Here is a 14692-nt window from a genome sequence, read left to right on the forward strand (position 1 = left end):
GCCCGCCGGGATGCGGCGGGCCCACCGGCATCAGCCGGCGAAGGGGCGCTCGCGGGCCAGTTCCTCCTTGGCGACCCCACGGATGTGCACCGCGTCCGGGCCGTCGACGATCCGCAGGGTGCGGGCGCTGGCGTAGAACCGGGCCAGCACGGTGTCGCCGCTGACCCCGGCGCCGCCGTGCAGCTGGATCGCCCGGTCGATGACGTCGAGGGCCACCCGCGGTGCGGCCACCTTGATCGCGGAGATCTCGGTGCGGGCGCCCTTGGCGCCGAACCGGTCGATCAGGTCGGCGGTCTGCAGCACGTACAGCCGGGCCTGGTCGATCTCGATCCGGGAGAGCGCGATCGACTCCCGCACGGTGCCCTGCTCGGCCAGCGGCCGGCCGAAGGCGACCCGGGACTTCGCCCGCTCCACCATCAGCGCCAGCGCCCGCTCGGCCATGCCGATGGCGCGCATGCAGTGGTGGATCCGGCCGGGCCCGAGCCGGGCCTGGGCGATCATGAAGCCGTCGCCCTCGCCGGAGAGGATGTTGCCCACCGGCACCCGGACGTCGGTGAACCGCAGCTCCGAGTGGCCGTGCTGGTCCTGGTACCCGAACACCGGCAGGTGCCGGACGATCTCCAGGCCCGGGGTGTCCCGCGGCACCAGCACCATCGACTGCTGCCGGTGCGGCGGGCCGTCCGGGTCGGTCTTGCCCATCAGGATGAAGATCTCGCAGCGCTCGTCGGCGGCGCCGCTGGTCCACCACTTGCGGCCGTTGATGACGTACTCGTCGCCGTCCCGGACGATCGAGGTCTGGATGTTGCGGGCGTCGGAGCTGGCGACGTCCGGCTCGGTCATCGCGAAGCCGGAGCGGATCTCGCCCTCCAGCAGCGGCGTGAGCCAGCGGGCCTTCTGCTCCTCGGTCCCGAAGAGCATCAGGGTCTCCATGTTCCCGGTGTCCGGGGCCCCGCAGTTCGTCACCTCCGGCGCGATGACCGGCGACCAGCCCATGATCTCGGCGATCGAGGCGTACTCGAGGTTGGTCATGCCGCCGAGTTCGTGGTGGAAGAGGTTCCACAGGCCGCGCCTGCGCGCCTCGGCCTTGAGGTCCTCCAGGATCGGGGGGTGGGCGTGGTCGTCGTGGCCGCGCGCGGCGCGCCACTCCTCGTACACGGGCTCAGCGGGGAAGACCTGTTCCCGCATGAAGTCCCACATCCGGCCACTGACGTCCTCGGCCTTGGCGGAGAGGGTGAAGTCCATGGACGGACGTTAGCGCCGGACGTGACGTGGGACGCACCGGGGTCGGCACCCGGTGCCACGCGCGCGACCGCCCGGACACCAGCTGGTGTCCGGGCGGTCGAGGTGCTGCTGGTGTGCCGGGGCAGGCCCCGGCCGCTGGGCTCAGCGGCGCAGGGAGTGGTCCGACCCGTGCGTGGTGTCCACGGTCTTCACCGGGCCGAGCGCGATGGCCAGACCGGCCAGGACGCTGGCCAGGTGCAGCCAGTTGTCGGCCCAGTTGATGCTCAGGAAGTTGAGCGAGTCGTCCCCGCCTGCGGCGAACAGGCCGTAGACGAAGGCCGCGCCGTAGCCGACGGCCAGCAGCCAGCCGTAGGTGCGGGCGGTGCTCAGCTTCCGGGCCAGCGCGATGCCGGCCAGGCCGATCACGAGGTGGACGATGTTGTGCAGCGGGTTGATGCCGAACCCGAGGATCGTCTCGTCGGTGTGCTCGGCGAAGTCGTCGAAGCCGGTGATGAAGAAGCCGACGATGCCGACGAGGGTGTAGATGACACCGATCGCCAGGGCGAGCATCTGCGGCCAGGTCATCCCTCGGTTGCCGGCGCCGGGCAGGTCTGCGTTGGACATGGGTGCCTCCGTGGTGTCGTGCGCCGCCAGGTGCTCAGCGGGCGCACACAGGGAGTTCCCAGGGGGCCGGTACGAAAACGGCCGCCACCCGAACGGGTGACGGCCGTTGCCTGATCGTCACCTCAGGCCGGGCGGGGGGTCGCCTTCGGCCGGCGGACGACGAACGGGCCGATCGCGAGCAGGTCGACCGGAGCCGAGCCGAAGCACTCCAGCGCGTCCCGGGGGTCGTCGACCATCGGCCGGCCGGCGGTGTTCAGGCTGGTGTTCACCACCACCGGCAGCCCGGTGCGCCGCTCGAACGCCGAGATCATCCGGTGCACCAGCGGGGACGTCTCCGGGTCGATGGTCTGGATCCGCGCCGTCCCGTCGACGTGGGTGACGGTGGGGATGCGCTCCCGCCACTCGGGTGCCACGTCGTGCACGAAGAGCATGTAGGGCGAGGGGATGGGCCCGCGGCTGAAGATCTCCGGCGCCTTCTCCAGCAGCACCATCGGGGCCACCGGGCGGAACTGCTCGCGCCCCTTGACGTCGTTCATCCGCTCCAGGTTGGCCTCGAAGCCGGGGTGGGCGATGAGCGAGCGGTGCCCCAGCGCGCGCGGGCCGTACTCGCTGCGCCCCTGGAACCAGGCGACGATGCCGTTGTCGGCCAGCACCTCGGCCACGGCCTCGGCCACGTCCTCCGGGCGCTCGTAGTCGATCGCCGCGGTGATCAGCACCTGCTCGATCTCGTCGTCGGTCCAGCCCCGGCCGAGTGCGGCGCCGGGCATCGGCTGGGTCTCCTCGCCGAGTTCGCGGGCCACGTGCAGGGCGGCACCCAGCGCCGTCCCGGAGTCGCCGGCGGCCGGCTGCACCCAGACCTGCTCGAACGGGCTCTCGGCGAGGATCCGGGTGTTGGCCACGCAGTTGAGCGCGGTGCCGCCGGCCAGGGTGAGGGTCTTCTCGCCGGTCTGCTCGTGCACCCAGCGGGCCAGGTCGATCAGCACCTCCTCCAGCCGCTGCTGCACGCTGGCCGCCAGGTCGGCGTGGTCGGAGGTCCACTGGTCGCCCTTGCCCAGGCGGGGGGCGAACTCGGTGTAGTCGATCGCCTCGGTGCGGAACCCGCCGTCGTCGGTGGCCCGGATCAGCTCGGTCAGGTCGCCGACGAAGCGCGGCTTGCCGTAGCTGGCCATCGCCATGACCTTGAACTCGTCGGAGCTGCGCAGGAAGCCCAGGTGGTCGGTGAGGTCCTCGTACATCAGGCCGAGGGAGTGCGGCAGCGCCTGGCCGGCGAGCACCTCGAGCTGCCCGTCGACGTAGCGGCCGGCCAGGTGGCTGTGCGCCTCACCGCGGCCGTCGAGGACGAGCACCGCGTTGTCCCGCTGCGGGGCGGCCAGGCCGGCCGAGGCCGCGTGCGCGACGTGGTGCTTGACGAAGCGGACCTTCGCCGGGTCGAGCCCGGGCAGGGCGTGGGCCAGGAAGTCCGGGGCCATCTCGGCGTACTTCTTGCGCATCACGTCGCCGTCGTCGAACAGCCCGGACTCCTCCGGGGTGCCCATCAGCGCCGGGTCGAAGGAGTAGGCGACCGCGTCCAGCTCCTCGGGGCGGATGCCGGCCTCGCGCAGGCACCAGGCCGCGGACAGCTCGGGCAGTTCCCAGGCGCTCCAGGGCAGCGGGCGCTTGCCGTGCTTGCGCCGACTGAACCGCTCCTCCTCCGCTGCGGCGACGACCTTCCCGTCGACGACCAGCGCCGCCGACGGGTCGTGGTAGATCGCGTTGATGCCCAGGACCTTCACGTGCACTCCTCCCGGCCGGGCTCCAGCGGCCCGGTCCCTGTTCATGATCACGCCGGAGGTCGGGCGCTGCACGGTGAGCGGCAGGGATCACCCCGTCGGTGGAGACGCCCGGGGGTCGATGCAGGGCCCCGACCTGCCGATGTGCTGACCGAGGCCGGGCGCTCAGGTGCCGGAGCGCCGCCGCAGCAGGCCGTGGTCGAGCACGGGCTGCAGGGCGAGGGTCTTGTAGCCGACCTCCTCGAACAGGACGACGACGCGGTCGTCCTCGTGCCGCATGACGACGCCGGGGCCCCACTCGGTGTGCTCGACCGGCACGTCCACCGGGAACGGGTGGTCCGCGTCGGCGGCGTGCTCCTGGGAGAGTCCGGCGCTGCAGTTGTCGCAGTTCCCGCACGGGGAGCCCAGCTGCTCGCCGAAGTAGCCGAGCAGGAACTGCCGACGGCAGCCGGTGGTCTCGGCGTAGCCACGCATCATCTCGACCCGGCTCTCGTCGACCCGGACGTGGTGCTCGGCGAGCTCCCGGGCGTCGGCCGCGGCCTGGCCGGGCGGCGGTGCGTCGGGCGCCGGTGCCGCCGTCCCCTCCTCGTCCAGGACGACGGCGCCTGCCTGTTCCAGCAGGTTGAGGTCGCGGACCAGCGGGGTCGCGGGGCGGCCGGTCTCCTCGCGCAGGTCGCGGACGTCGACGCCGTCCATCCCGGCGGCCGCCCCGGCTCGCACCAGCCCGGCGACCTGCTGCAGCTCCTCCTCGGCCGGGGCGCCGGCCGCGAAGAACCTGCGCAGCCCCAGGTCCTCCTGGCGGTACACCAGCACCGCCACCGCCGGCTCGCCGTCGCGGCCGGCCCGGCCGATCTCCTGGTAGTAGCTGTCGACCGAGTCGGCCGGTTCGGCGTGCACGACGAACCGGGTCTCCGGCCGGTCGATCCCCATGCCGAAGGCGGTGGTGGCGACGACGACGTCCAGCTCGTCGGCCATGAACTGCCGCTGCACCTCCGCACGGTCGCTCTTCCGCAGCCCGGCGTGGTACGCCCGGGCACGCAGGCCGCGGTCGTCGAGCGCCTCGGCGAGCTCCTCGGTGCTGCGGCGGGTGGCGCTGTAGAGGATCCCGCTGCCCCGCTCGGTCAGCGCGATGACCCGGTCCAGGACGGCGGTGTGCTTGGTGTGCGCATCGGCGTGCTGCTCGACCTCCAGCCGGATCTCCGGGCGGTCGAAGCCGGCCACGACGACCTCCGGGTCGGTCATCTCCAGCCGTTCCACGATCTCGGCCCGCACCGGGGGCGCGGCGGTCGCGGTCAGCGCCAGCACCGTCGGGTGGCCCAGCTGCTGGACGACCCCGCCCAGGCGCAGGTAGTCGGGGCGGAAGTCGTGCCCCCAGGCGGACACGCAGTGCGCCTCGTCGACCACGAACACTGCCGGTGATGCCGCCCGCAGTGCCTCGACCACCTCCGGCTTGGCCAGTTGCTCGGGCGCGAGGAAGCAGTAGCGGACCGTTCCGTCACCCACGCCGTCCAGCACGTCCCGACGCTCCTGCGCGGACAGTCCGGAGTTCAGCACCGCCGCCCGGCCGACCCGCTCCTCGCCCAGGTCAGCCAGCCGCTGCACCTGGTCGCGCTGCAGGGCGATGAGCGGGGAGACGATGACGACCGGGCCGTCCAGCAGCAACCCCGTGACGGTGTAGACAGCGGACTTGCCGGCCCCGGAGGGCAGCACGGCGAGGGTGTCCCGGCCGGCCGCGACCGCCTTCATGGCGTCCTCCTGGCCGGGGCGGAACTCGTCGAACCCGAGCACCTCCCGGGCGGTCTCCCGGATCCGCCGGGTGCGCACGGAGGCCGAACCCCCAGCGGAGGTCGTGGGGTCGGCGGCGCGCTGGGCGGTCTGGGTCACCGATCGCGACTTCCCGACCGCCGAGATCGACAAACGAGCCGCAGCCGCACGGCGAAGTCCGTCTCGGCGCCGTCAGTTCCAGGAGTCGAGCCAGAACCGCAGGTCCAGGGCATCCGACTCCAGCGGGAGCCCCAGCCAGACCGGGGCGAAGAAGGCGAACCCGGCCACGGAGAGGGCGAGCACCGCCGCACCGACCAGCCGGGGCCGGCGGGTCGCCTGCACCGCACGGACCAGGCCCAGGGCGATGAACGGCACCACCGGCACCATGTAGAAGAAGTAGCCGGGCTTGTTCGCGGCCAGCCAAGGCGCCCAGAGCAACGCCAGCGGGACCAGGATGGTGGCCGCGATGCCGTCCCGGCCGGCGACCGCCCGCCCGATCAGCACCGGGTAGGCCAGCAGGGCCGGCCACCACAGGCCGGGGTTGCCGAGCATGACGATCCGCGCCCGGGTGTCCGGCGGCACCTCGCACTCCCCGGCCTCCTGCTGTGCAGTGGTGCAGCTCTCGGCGTAGACCAGCACCGGCCGCTCCAGCCAGGGCCAGCCGAGCGGGCTGGAGCGGTAGGGATGGCTGGCCTCCAGGCCCAGGTGGTAGTCGACCAGGTCGACCTGGCTCTGCGCCCAGGTCTCCAGCCGGTCGCCCACCGAGGTGCCGCAGTCCCCGGCCTCGCAGGCCTGCTGTGCGGCGTAGCTCTCCGAGTAGTTGGCGAACCAGCCCGTGAAGGTGGCGAGGTAGACGGCGGCAGGGACCATCAGCAGGCTCAGCACGGCGCCGCCGGTGACCGCGACGGCGCGGCGGATGGCCTGGCGGAACGGCTCGCCCCGGCCGCTGAGCTCGGTGCCGAGCACCAGCAGCCCGACGACGCCGACGGCGATCAGGCCGGACCACTTGGTGGCCACTGCGAGCCCCAGGGCGACTCCGGCCAGCCAGCGGTAGCGGGAGCCGACGAGGGACCGGCGTAGTCCCTCCCCGGCCTCGCGGGTGCGGCGGCGGGCGTCCCGGTCGAGCAGTACGACCCAGAACGCAGCGACGACGAACAGGGCGAGGACCGCGTCCAGCATCGCGATCCGGCTGGCCGTCACCGCGAGGCCGTCCAGGGCGACGAGCACGGCGGCCAGCGCGGCCGGCGCAGTGCGGCGGAACAGGCGGAGCCCGCTCAGGTAGGTCAGCAACACGGTGACCGATCCGGCGACGGCCACGCCGACCCGCCAGCCGAACGGGGTGGAGCCGAACAGCTCCATGCCGGCCGCGATCACCCACTTGCCCATGGGCGGGTGGGCCGGGCGACCCTCCTCGACACCCCGGACCAGGTAGTCGGAGGCGTCGACGGCGTAGTACTTCTCGTCGAAGTAGAGGCGGTCCGGGTCGCCGAGGTCCCACAGCCGGATGGCGGCGGCGAGGCCGACCAGGGCCAGCGCCACCATCCACTGAGGGAGCTGGGGCAGTCGCCCTGGAACGGAGGACGGGCGGCGCCTGGAGGCGCCGCCCGTCTTCTGTTCCGCAACCGAGGACGCGGTTGCGCTCACTGGTCGAGTACCCCAGAGGTCAGTCGAGGACTCAGCCCTCGTCCTCCGTGACGTCGACGTCGAACTCGGTCTCGGTCTCGACCTCGAGCTCGGTCTCGGTCTCGACGACCTCTTCCTCGATCTCGGTCTCGGTCTCGGTCGGCTCGAGGGTCTCGGTGACCTCGGTCTCCACCTCCTCGGTCTCGGTGAGCTCCTCGGTCTCGGTCACCTCGACCGTCCCGTCCTCGTCAGCGTTCTCGCCGCTGCACGCAGCAACGCCGAAGACGAGGAGGCCGGAGAAGGAGGCGGCGGAGACGCCGCGGACGAGCTTGTTCATGGGGTGCTCCTGTGTTCGGGGGAAGCGGTCGCTCAGAGGCATGTCCGCATATCGCCGCCCTCACACACCCGGAACGCATAACGATCAGGTCACAGGAGGTGAACTGTCTCTCTGCACATGGATCGCACAACGATCCGGTAACGGCGAGTGTCGGTAAATCATGTTGGAGAACGGGGTGTCCGAGAGGTCGGGACTGGTAATGGCGGGACGGTGAATCCTCGGTCCGTGTGCGTCTGCATCCCCACCTACCAGGAGCGGGAGAGCCTGCCGCGCACGCTCGCCGGCGTGCTGCGTGCGGTCCCGGACGCCCACGTGCTGGTGATCGACGACAACAGCCCCGACGGCACCGGCGAGCTCGCCGACCGGCTGGCCGCCGATGACCCGCGGGTGCACGTGCTGCACCGCCCGGGCAAGGAGGGGCTGGGGCCGGCCTACATCGCCGGCTTCCGGTGGGCCCTGGCCGAGGGCTTCGACGTGGTGGCGCAGATGGACGCCGACGGGTCGCACCGCCCCGAGGACCTGCCCCGACTGCTGGCGGGACTCGCCGGGGCCGATGCCGTGCTGGGCTCCCGCTGGGTGCCCGGAGGTGCCGTCGCCGACTGGCCGCGCAGTCGTGAGCTGCTCAGCCGCAGCGCCAACCAGTACGTGCGGGCTGCGCTGCGGCTCCCGGTGGGGGATGCGACCGGGGGGTTCCGGGCCTTCCGTCGCCACACCCTGGAGCGGCTGGACCTGGACGCGGTGCAGAGCCAGGGCTACTGCTTCCAGATCGACATGGCCCGTCAGGTGTGGGCCCGGGGTCTGCGCCTGGTGGAGGTGCCGATCCTGTTCGTGAACCGGGAGTTCGGCGAGAGCAAGATGAGCGCACGGATCGTCCGCGAGGCGCTGGTCCGCGTCACCGCCTGGTCGCTGAGCTCGCGACGGCCTGCGCCGGTGGTGCGGTCGACGTCCACGAGCGGTGAGCGGCTCGTCCACCGGGCCGCCGCCTGACCCACTCCCACATCCGCATGTGCGGGTTCTGAACCGGTTGTCCGTCCGCAGCTGCGGAACTAGGCTTCCGGCGTGCCTCCCTCCTACCGGATCGCCGAGGCCGCTGCGCTGCTCGGCGTCAGTGACGACACGGTCCGCCGCTGGATCGACGGCGATCGGCTGTCCGCCACCCGCGACGGGGGCCCGGCGCAGGTCGACGGCGCGGAGCTGGCCCGGGTCGCCGCCGAGCTGTACGACGCGCCCTCGCCCGGAGCCACCCGCTCGTCCTCGGCCCGCAACCGGCTCACCGGCATCGTCACCCGGGTGGTGCGGGACACCGTGATGGCGCAGGTGGAGATCCAGGCCGGGCCGTTCCGGCTGGTCTCGCTGATGTCCCGCGAGGCCGCCGACGAGCTGGGGCTGGAGCCCGGCGTCCGGGCGGTGGCCACGGTCAAGGCCACCCAGGTCAGCGTGGACGTGCCGTGAAACGGCTGGTCGCCGGCGCCCTGCTGCTGGTCCTGGCTGGATGCGGGGTCGACGACGGGCGGTCGATCGAGACGGACGGCGAGCTGGGCGGCACCCTCACCGTCTTCGCGGCAGCCTCGCTGACCGACGTCTTCACCGACCTCGGCGACCAGCTCGAGTCCGAGCACCCGGGCCTGGACGTGCAGTTCAACTTCGCCGGCAGCTCCGCGCTGGCGACCCAGGTGACCCAGGGGGCGCCGGCCGACGTCCTCGCCTCCGCCGACGAGGAGCAGCTGGACGCCGTCGCCGACCTGGGCGCCGGTGACCCCGCCGTCTTCGCGGAGAACACGCTGGTCATCGCCGTCCCGGCGGGCAACCCGGCCGACGTGCGCGGGCTGGCCGACCTCGCCGACGCGGGGAAGAGCATCGCCCTGTGCGCCGCCGAGGTGCCGTGCGGGGCGGCGGCCGCGCGGGTGTTCGACGCCGCCGGCCTGACCCCCGCGCCGGACACCCTGGAGCAGGACGTCCGCGCGGCGCTGACGAAGGTGCAGCTCGGCGAGGTCGACGCCGCGCTGGTCTACGCGACCGACGTCGCGGCGGCCGGCTCGGCGGTGGAGGCGATCGAGGTCCCGGAGGCCGCCGACGTGGTCAACCGCTACCCGCTGATGGTGCTCGAGAGGGCACCCAACCCGCTGGCGGCGAGGGCGTTCGTCGACCTGGTGCGCTCGGACACCGGCCGCCAGGCCCTCGCCGACGCCGGCTTCCGCCTCCCATGACCCACCCGGTGGGGCCAAAGTCGCGACTTTGGCCCCAGAGACAGGGGCGGGGTGGCGGGGTGCCGGCGCCGCTGCTGGTCCCGGCGCTGCTGGGGGTGGCGTTCCTGGTGCTGCCGCTGCTCGGGCTGCTGGTGCGCGCGCCCTGGTCGGACCTCGGCCCGCAGCTGGCCCGGCCGGGCGTCGGCGAGGCGCTGCGGCTGTCGCTCGTCTCGGCCACCCTGGCCACCGTCGTCTCGCTGCTGCTCGGCGTCCCGCTGGCCTGGGTGCTGGCCCGGTCCCAGGTGCGTGGCCGGTCGGTGCTGCGCGCGCTGGTGACCGTGCCGCTCGTGCTGCCGCCGGTCGTCGGCGGGGTCGCGCTGTTCCTGGTGCTGGGCCGGCAGGGGATCATCGGCCGCTGGTTGTTCGAGGCCACCGGCTTCTCGCTGCCGTTCACCACCGCCGCGGTGGTCGTCGCCGAGACGTTCGTGGCGATGCCGTTCCTGGTGATCAGCGTGGAGGGCGCGCTGCGCGCCGCGGACGCACGGTTCGAGGACGCCGCCGCCACCCTCGGCGCCGACCGGTGGACGACGTTCCGCCGGGTCACCCTGCCCCTGGTCGCACCGGGGATCGCCGCCGGCGCGGTGCTGTGCTGGGCGCGCGCACTGGGGGAGTTCGGCGCCACGATCACCTTCGCCGGCAACTTCCCGGGGACGACGCAGACCATGCCGCTGGCGGTCTACCTGACCCTGCAGCGCGACCCGGAGGCGGCGATCGTGCTGAGCCTGGTGCTGCTCGGCGTCTCCCTGGCCACCCTGCTGCTGCTGCGCGACCGCTGGCTGGGGCGGGGAGCGGTCACGTGAGCCTGGCCGCGCACGTCGTCGTCCGGCGCGGGACGCTGGCGCTGGACGTGGAGCTGGCCGTGGCCGACGGCGAGGTGCTCGCCGTCCTCGGGCCGAACGGTGCCGGCAAGTCCTCCCTCCTGCGGGTGCTGGCCGGGCTGCTGCGCCCGGACGGCGGCCGGGTGCAGGTCGACGACGAGGTCTGGGACTCCCCCGACGTGCACCTGCCCGCACACGAGCGGTCGCTGGGCATGGTGTTCCAGGACCACCTGCTGTTCCCGCACCTCTCGGTCACCGAGAACGTGGCCTTCGGGCCCCGCACCCGCGGCACTCCCCGGCCGGCGGCGCGGGCCGCGGCGGAGGACTGGCTGGCGCGGGTCGGGCTGGCCGGGCTCGGGGACCGGCGTCCCGGACAGCTCTCCGGTGGGCAGGCCCAGCGCGCCGCGCTCGCCCGGGCCCTGGTCGGCCGGCCGCAGCTGCTGCTGCTCGATGAGCCGCTGTCCGCGCTCGACGCCCGGACCCGGCTCACCGTGCGCGCCGAGCTGCACCGGCACCTCGGCGACTACCCCGGCAGCGCGGTGCTGGTCACCCACGACCCGGTCGATGCCATGGCGCTGGCCGACCGGGTCGTCGTCATCGAGGAGGGACGGGTCGTGCAGGCCGGCACGCCGGCCGAGGTCGCCCGCCGGCCGCGCACCGACTACGTGGCCCGGCTGGTCGGGCTCGTGCTGCTGGCCGGCCAGGGCACCGGGACCCAGGTCGCGCTGGACGGCGGGGGCGCGGTCGCGGTCGCGGTCGACGTCGCCGGGCCGGTGTTCGTCGCCGTCCGGCCCGAGTCGGTGGCGCTCTACCTGCAGCGGCCGGTCGGCAGCCCGCGCAACGTGTGGCCGCTGCGGCTGGCGGCGGCGACCCCGCACGGCTCGGTGGTGCGCTGTGACCTGGCCGGCGAGGTGCCGCTGACCGCCGACGTCACGGCGACGTCCTTCGCCGAGCTGGGGCTGGCCCCCGGCGCCGAGGTCTGGGCGTCGGTCAAGGCCAGCGAGCTCACCGTCTACCCGCGCTGAGAGAGTGGGGGCGTGACGACGGATGCGCCCGTGGCCGGGCTCGTGCTCGCCGCCGGCGGTGGCCGTCGGTACGGGATGCCGAAGGCGCTGGTCGAGTACGAGGGCAGCCTGCTGGTCGAACGGGCGGTGCGGACGGCGGCCGCGGTCTGCGACCCGGTGCTCGTCGTCCTCGGGGCGCAGGCGGTCGACGTCTGGCGCACCGCCGACCTGACCGGTGCGACCGTGCTGGCCAACCGCGACTGGGAGAGCGGGATGGCCTCGAGCCTGCGCACCGGGCTGGACGGGCTGCGCGGGTGGCCGGGCCGGGTCGACGCCGTGCTGGTGCAGCTGGTCGACATGCCGGGGATGACGCCGGCTGCGCTGGCCCGGCTGGCCGAGCACGCGGCCCCCGATGCCCTGGCCGTCGCCAGCTACGACGGCGTCCGCGGGCACCCGGTGCTGCTGGGCCGCGAGCACTGGGCGGGGGTGGCCGGGACGGCGACCGGTGACGAGGGCGCGCGCGCCTACCTGGCCGCCCACGACGTCACCGAGGTCGACTGCACCGGCCTGGCCGACCCCACCGACCTGGACGTCCCGCCGACGGCGTGACCGCTCGCCAGAGCCCGGCCGGCGAGTACCTTCGCGGCCGTGGAGACGATCCTGGCCCGGGTGACCGAGGAGCCGCTGTCGGTCGCCGAGCACGAGGCGGCCGTGGCCGACAAGGCGGCCGGTGCGGTGGTCTCCTTCGCCGGCGTGGTCCGCGACCACGACGGTGGCCGCTCGGTCACCGAGCTGGAGTACACCGGGCACCCGTCCGCCCCGGAGCTGATCGCCGAGATCGCCGCCGAGTTCGCCGCCCGGCCGGAGGTGCAGGCGGTCGCCGTCTCCCACCGGATCGGCCTGCTGGGCATCGGTGATGTCGCGCTGGCCTGCGCGGTCAGCGCCGCACACCGCGGCCAGGCGTTCACCGCCTGCGCGGAGCTCGTCGACGAGGTGAAGGCGCGGCTGCCGATCTGGAAGCGGCAGGTCTTCTCCGACGGCGAGGAGGAGTGGGTCGCCTGCCCGTGACGGGTGGGCCGCCTGTGACGTCGCTCCTTGCCCGCCGTTCACCGGCATGGCATAACTGACCGACTCGACTCCAACCCACGGGGCGAGTGCTCCTCCGGTGTACCGCAGGCGGCGGAATGACCGGGAGGTCCCACATGCCCTGGCGGGCTGGCGAACTGATCGTCGAGGCGATGCCCTCGGGCTTCCTCTCCATGGACGCCGACTGGCGGATCACCTACGTGAACCAGGCCGGGGTGGCGATCCTCGGCTTCTCCCGCGAGGAGCTGGTCGGCGAGGACTTCTGGGAGGTCTTCCCGGCCAACGTGGACAACGAGTTCGGCCGGGCCTACCGGCGCGCGGTCGCCACGGGTGAGCCGGTCAACGTGGAGGGCTTCTACCCGGCGCCGCTGAACCGCTGGTTCGAGGTGCAGGCGATCCCGGCAGACGCCGGCCTGCTCTGCTACTTCTCCGACGTCACCGACCGCCGCACCGGCCGGGAGCGGCTGGCGATGATGGCCCGGGTCAGCGCCGAGCTGGCCGGCACCCTGGACGTCGACTCCGCGGCCGCCCGCATCCCGCGGCTGATCGTCCCGGTGCTGGGCGACTGGTGCGTGCTGACCGTGCTGGACGACGACGGCCGCCCCCGGGACGTCGGCTGGTGGCACGTCGACCCGTCCCGCCGTGCCCTGGTGGAGCGGTACGCCGCCGTGCGGCTGACCTCGATGCCGGTCACCTCCCCCGTGGTGCGGGCGCTGCTCGGCGAGACCGTCGTCGCCGCCGCCGGTGACGTGGCCGCGCTGATGCCCGAGGGTGAGGCCCGGGACCTGCTGGGGCTGCTCGGCCCGCACTCCGGCGTGACGCTGCCGCTGCGCGGGCGGGGGCGGACGCTCGGTGCGCTGACGCTGTACTTCGACGGCGACCGCGTCATGGAGGAGGCCGACCTGGCCACCGCCCAGGAGGTGGCCGACCGGGCGGGCCTGGCGCTGGACAACGTGCGGTTGTTCTCCCAGCAGCGGCAGCTGGCCGAGGAGCTGCAGCGCAGCCTGCTCACCGGGGCCTTCACCCACGACCAGGCCGAGGTCGTCGTCCGCTACACCCCGGCCGCCGAGGCGGCCCGGGTGGGCGGCGACTGGTACGACGCCTTCCTGCAGCCGTGCGGGGCGACGATGCTGGTCATCGGCGACGTCGTCGGCCACGACACCGCGGCGGCCGCGGCGATGGGCCAGCTGCGTTCGCTGCTGCGCGGCATCGCGACCTACAGCGACGCGGGACCGGGTGAGGTGCTGCGCGGGCTGGACGCGTCGATGGCCCAGCTGGACGTCGGCACCTACGCCACCGCGGCGGTGGCACGGTTCGAGCAGACCCCCGACGAGCTGACCCGCGGGGTCACCCGGATGCGGTGGAGCAACGCCGGGCACCTGCCGCCGCTGGTGATCAACCCCGACGGCACGCTGGCCGCGCTGGCCGACTGGCGGGGCGAGCTGCTGCTCGGCGTCGACGCCGAGACCTCCCGCGGGGAGTCGGTGGTGACGCTGGACGGCGGGACGACGGTGCTGCTGTTCACCGACGGGCTCATCGAGAGCCGCGGCGGCGACCTGGACCAGGGGATGGCCCGGCTGCGGACGGCCGCTGCGGAGCTGGCCGACAGGTCACTGGACGAGCTCTGCGACGAACTGCTCGACCGGCTCGTGCACGGGCAGCCCGAGGACGACGTCGCCCTGGTCGCCATCCGCCTGCGCGGATAGCGACCGGCCGGCCGGCCCGGTGGCGTCAGTGCGCGCCGGCGCCGGCCAGCCCGTCGTCGTCCCGGCCGTCGCGCCGGGACTCGGTCCGCTCGACCCGCTCCTCCTCGGCCTCCGCGTCCAGCCGGCGGGCCTCGCCGTCGATGGTGGCCGCGGCGTCGCCGTGGGACTCGCCGTAGACCTGCTCGGCGCGGCCCAGCAGCTCCTCCACCTTCAGCTTCGCCTTGTCGAACACGCTCATCGGGGGCTCCTCATCCGCCGGCGAACGGGGGCAGGACGTCCACCACCGAGCCGGGCGCCAGCACCAACGCGCGATCGCGGGTGGAGGTTCCGTCGACCAGGAAGGAGCAGGCGGGCAGCACCCGCTCCAGTCGCTCGCCGTGGGCGTCGGCGAGCTGGCCGACGAGCTCGGCCAGGGTGCCGGCCTCCCGGGTCTCGGTGTCCACGCCGACGGCGGCGCGGGCGCCGGCGAAGTACCGCACGGTGACGGGCACGGC

Annotated in this window: 16 protein-coding genes and 1 pseudogene; 9 read left to right on the forward strand and 8 right to left on the reverse strand. The window is 73.8% G+C overall.

The window, feature by feature from the left end; all coding sequences use genetic code 11:
• Positions 1–30: 30 nt before the first annotated feature.
• The 6 genes from O2V63_RS14480 to O2V63_RS14505 all read right to left on the reverse strand — a co-directional run bounded on the left by O2V63_RS14480 (position 31) and on the right by O2V63_RS14505 (position 7338).
• Positions 31–1242, reverse strand: coding sequence for an acyl-CoA dehydrogenase family protein (locus O2V63_RS14480; RefSeq protein ID WP_269168262.1), 1212 nt, complete (start codon positions 1240–1242; stop codon positions 31–33).
• Between the two features lie 141 nt (positions 1243–1383).
• Positions 1384–1845: a DUF4383 domain-containing protein gene (locus O2V63_RS14485; protein WP_269168263.1), complete on the reverse strand. Its 462-nt coding sequence runs from the start codon at positions 1843–1845 to the stop codon at positions 1384–1386.
• A gap of 122 nt (positions 1846–1967) precedes the next feature.
• The gene (locus O2V63_RS14490) at positions 1968–3617 is read right to left on the reverse strand and encodes a carbamoyltransferase family protein (protein WP_269168264.1); all 1650 of its coding nucleotides are present in this window, start codon (positions 3615–3617) and stop codon (positions 1968–1970) included.
• Positions 3618–3779: 162 nt separating this feature from the next.
• On the reverse strand, positions 3780–5498 hold the full coding sequence (locus O2V63_RS14495; protein WP_269168265.1) for a RecQ family ATP-dependent DNA helicase: 1719 nt from the start codon (positions 5496–5498) through the stop codon (positions 3780–3782).
• A gap of 72 nt (positions 5499–5570) precedes the next feature.
• Positions 5571–6920: a phospholipid carrier-dependent glycosyltransferase gene (locus tag O2V63_RS14500; RefSeq protein ID WP_269168266.1), complete on the reverse strand. Its 1350-nt coding sequence runs from the start codon at positions 6918–6920 to the stop codon at positions 5571–5573.
• A gap of 133 nt (positions 6921–7053) precedes the next feature.
• Positions 7054–7338, reverse strand: a complete 285-nt coding sequence (locus O2V63_RS14505) for a hypothetical protein (RefSeq protein ID WP_269168267.1) — start codon at positions 7336–7338, stop codon at positions 7054–7056.
• A gap of 225 nt (positions 7339–7563) precedes the next feature.
• Between O2V63_RS14505 and O2V63_RS14510 the strand changes: the two genes are divergently transcribed.
• The 9 genes and pseudogenes from O2V63_RS14510 (at position 7564) to O2V63_RS14545 (ending at position 14198) form a co-directional block, all read left to right on the forward strand.
• Positions 7564–8325 carry a polyprenol monophosphomannose synthase gene (locus tag O2V63_RS14510; protein ID WP_269168268.1) on the forward strand — a complete coding sequence of 254 codons (762 nt, stop codon included), beginning with the start codon at positions 7564–7566 and terminating at the stop codon, positions 8323–8325.
• Between the two features lie 72 nt (positions 8326–8397).
• Positions 8398–8790 (forward strand): TOBE domain-containing protein, encoded by a 393-nt coding sequence (locus O2V63_RS14515; RefSeq protein ID WP_269168269.1) that lies wholly within the window; start codon positions 8398–8400, stop codon positions 8788–8790.
• Positions 8787–9545: a molybdate ABC transporter substrate-binding protein gene (gene modA / locus O2V63_RS14520; RefSeq protein ID WP_269168270.1), complete on the forward strand. Its 759-nt coding sequence runs from the start codon at positions 8787–8789 to the stop codon at positions 9543–9545. Before O2V63_RS14515 ends, modA begins: the two co-directional genes overlap by 4 nt.
• Positions 9546–9604: 59 nt before the next feature.
• The gene (locus O2V63_RS14525) at positions 9605–10384 is read left to right on the forward strand and encodes an ABC transporter permease (RefSeq protein WP_269168271.1); all 780 of its coding nucleotides are present in this window, start codon (positions 9605–9607) and stop codon (positions 10382–10384) included.
• Between the two features lie 29 nt (positions 10385–10413).
• A pseudogene (locus O2V63_RS20870) lies at positions 10414–10851 on the forward strand (ATP-binding cassette domain-containing protein); the annotation flags it as partial.
• A 120-nt stretch (positions 10852–10971) separates the two neighbouring features.
• Positions 10972–11427 carry a TOBE domain-containing protein gene (locus O2V63_RS20875; protein WP_442929033.1) on the forward strand — a complete coding sequence of 152 codons (456 nt, stop codon included), beginning with the start codon at positions 10972–10974 and terminating at the stop codon, positions 11425–11427.
• A 12-nt stretch (positions 11428–11439) separates the two neighbouring features.
• Positions 11440–12015, forward strand: a complete 576-nt coding sequence (locus tag O2V63_RS14535) for a nucleotidyltransferase family protein (RefSeq protein ID WP_269168273.1) — start codon at positions 11440–11442, stop codon at positions 12013–12015.
• A gap of 39 nt (positions 12016–12054) precedes the next feature.
• A complete protein-coding gene (locus tag O2V63_RS14540; RefSeq protein ID WP_269168274.1) occupies positions 12055–12474 on the forward strand; it encodes a molybdenum cofactor biosynthesis protein MoaE in 420 nt (139 codons plus the stop codon).
• 134 nt (positions 12475–12608) lie between these two features.
• Positions 12609–14198 carry a SpoIIE family protein phosphatase gene (locus O2V63_RS14545; protein WP_269168275.1) on the forward strand — a complete coding sequence of 530 codons (1590 nt, stop codon included), beginning with the start codon at positions 12609–12611 and terminating at the stop codon, positions 14196–14198.
• 25 nt (positions 14199–14223) lie between these two features.
• On the opposite strand, the gene O2V63_RS14550 is transcribed toward O2V63_RS14545, so the two are convergent.
• A complete protein-coding gene (locus tag O2V63_RS14550) occupies positions 14224–14436 on the reverse strand; it encodes a hypothetical protein (protein WP_269168276.1) in 213 nt (70 codons plus the stop codon).
• Positions 14437–14446: 10 nt separating this feature from the next.
• Positions 14447–14689 (reverse strand): MoaD/ThiS family protein, encoded by a 243-nt coding sequence (locus O2V63_RS14555; RefSeq protein ID WP_269168277.1) that lies wholly within the window; start codon positions 14687–14689, stop codon positions 14447–14449.
• Positions 14690–14692 lie beyond the last annotated feature (3 nt).

This window comes from Modestobacter sp. VKM Ac-2977 (assembly GCF_026968045.1).
Taxonomy (GTDB): Bacteria; Actinomycetota; Actinomycetes; order Mycobacteriales; family Geodermatophilaceae; genus Modestobacter.

Excerpts from the sequence above, each read along its gene's own strand:
- O2V63_RS20875 (WP_442929033.1), top strand. The coding sequence starts at position 10,972 with ATGGCGCTGGCCGACCGGGTCGTCGTCATCGAGGAGGGACGGGTCGTG.
- O2V63_RS14505 (WP_269168267.1), bottom strand. The coding sequence starts at position 7,338 with ATGAACAAGCTCGTCCGCGGCGTCTCCGCCGCCTCCTTCTCCGGCCTC.
- O2V63_RS14485 (WP_269168263.1), bottom strand. The coding sequence starts at position 1,845 with ATGTCCAACGCAGACCTGCCCGGCGCCGGCAACCGAGGGATGACCTGG.
- O2V63_RS14545 (WP_269168275.1), top strand. The coding sequence starts at position 12,609 with ATGCCCTGGCGGGCTGGCGAACTGATCGTCGAGGCGATGCCCTCGGGC.
- O2V63_RS14550 (WP_269168276.1), bottom strand. The coding sequence starts at position 14,436 with ATGAGCGTGTTCGACAAGGCGAAGCTGAAGGTGGAGGAGCTGCTGGGC.
- O2V63_RS14500 (WP_269168266.1), bottom strand. The coding sequence starts at position 6,920 with ATGGTGGCGCTGGCCCTGGTCGGCCTCGCCGCCGCCATCCGGCTGTGG.
- O2V63_RS14480 (WP_269168262.1), bottom strand. The coding sequence starts at position 1,242 with ATGGACTTCACCCTCTCCGCCAAGGCCGAGGACGTCAGTGGCCGGATG.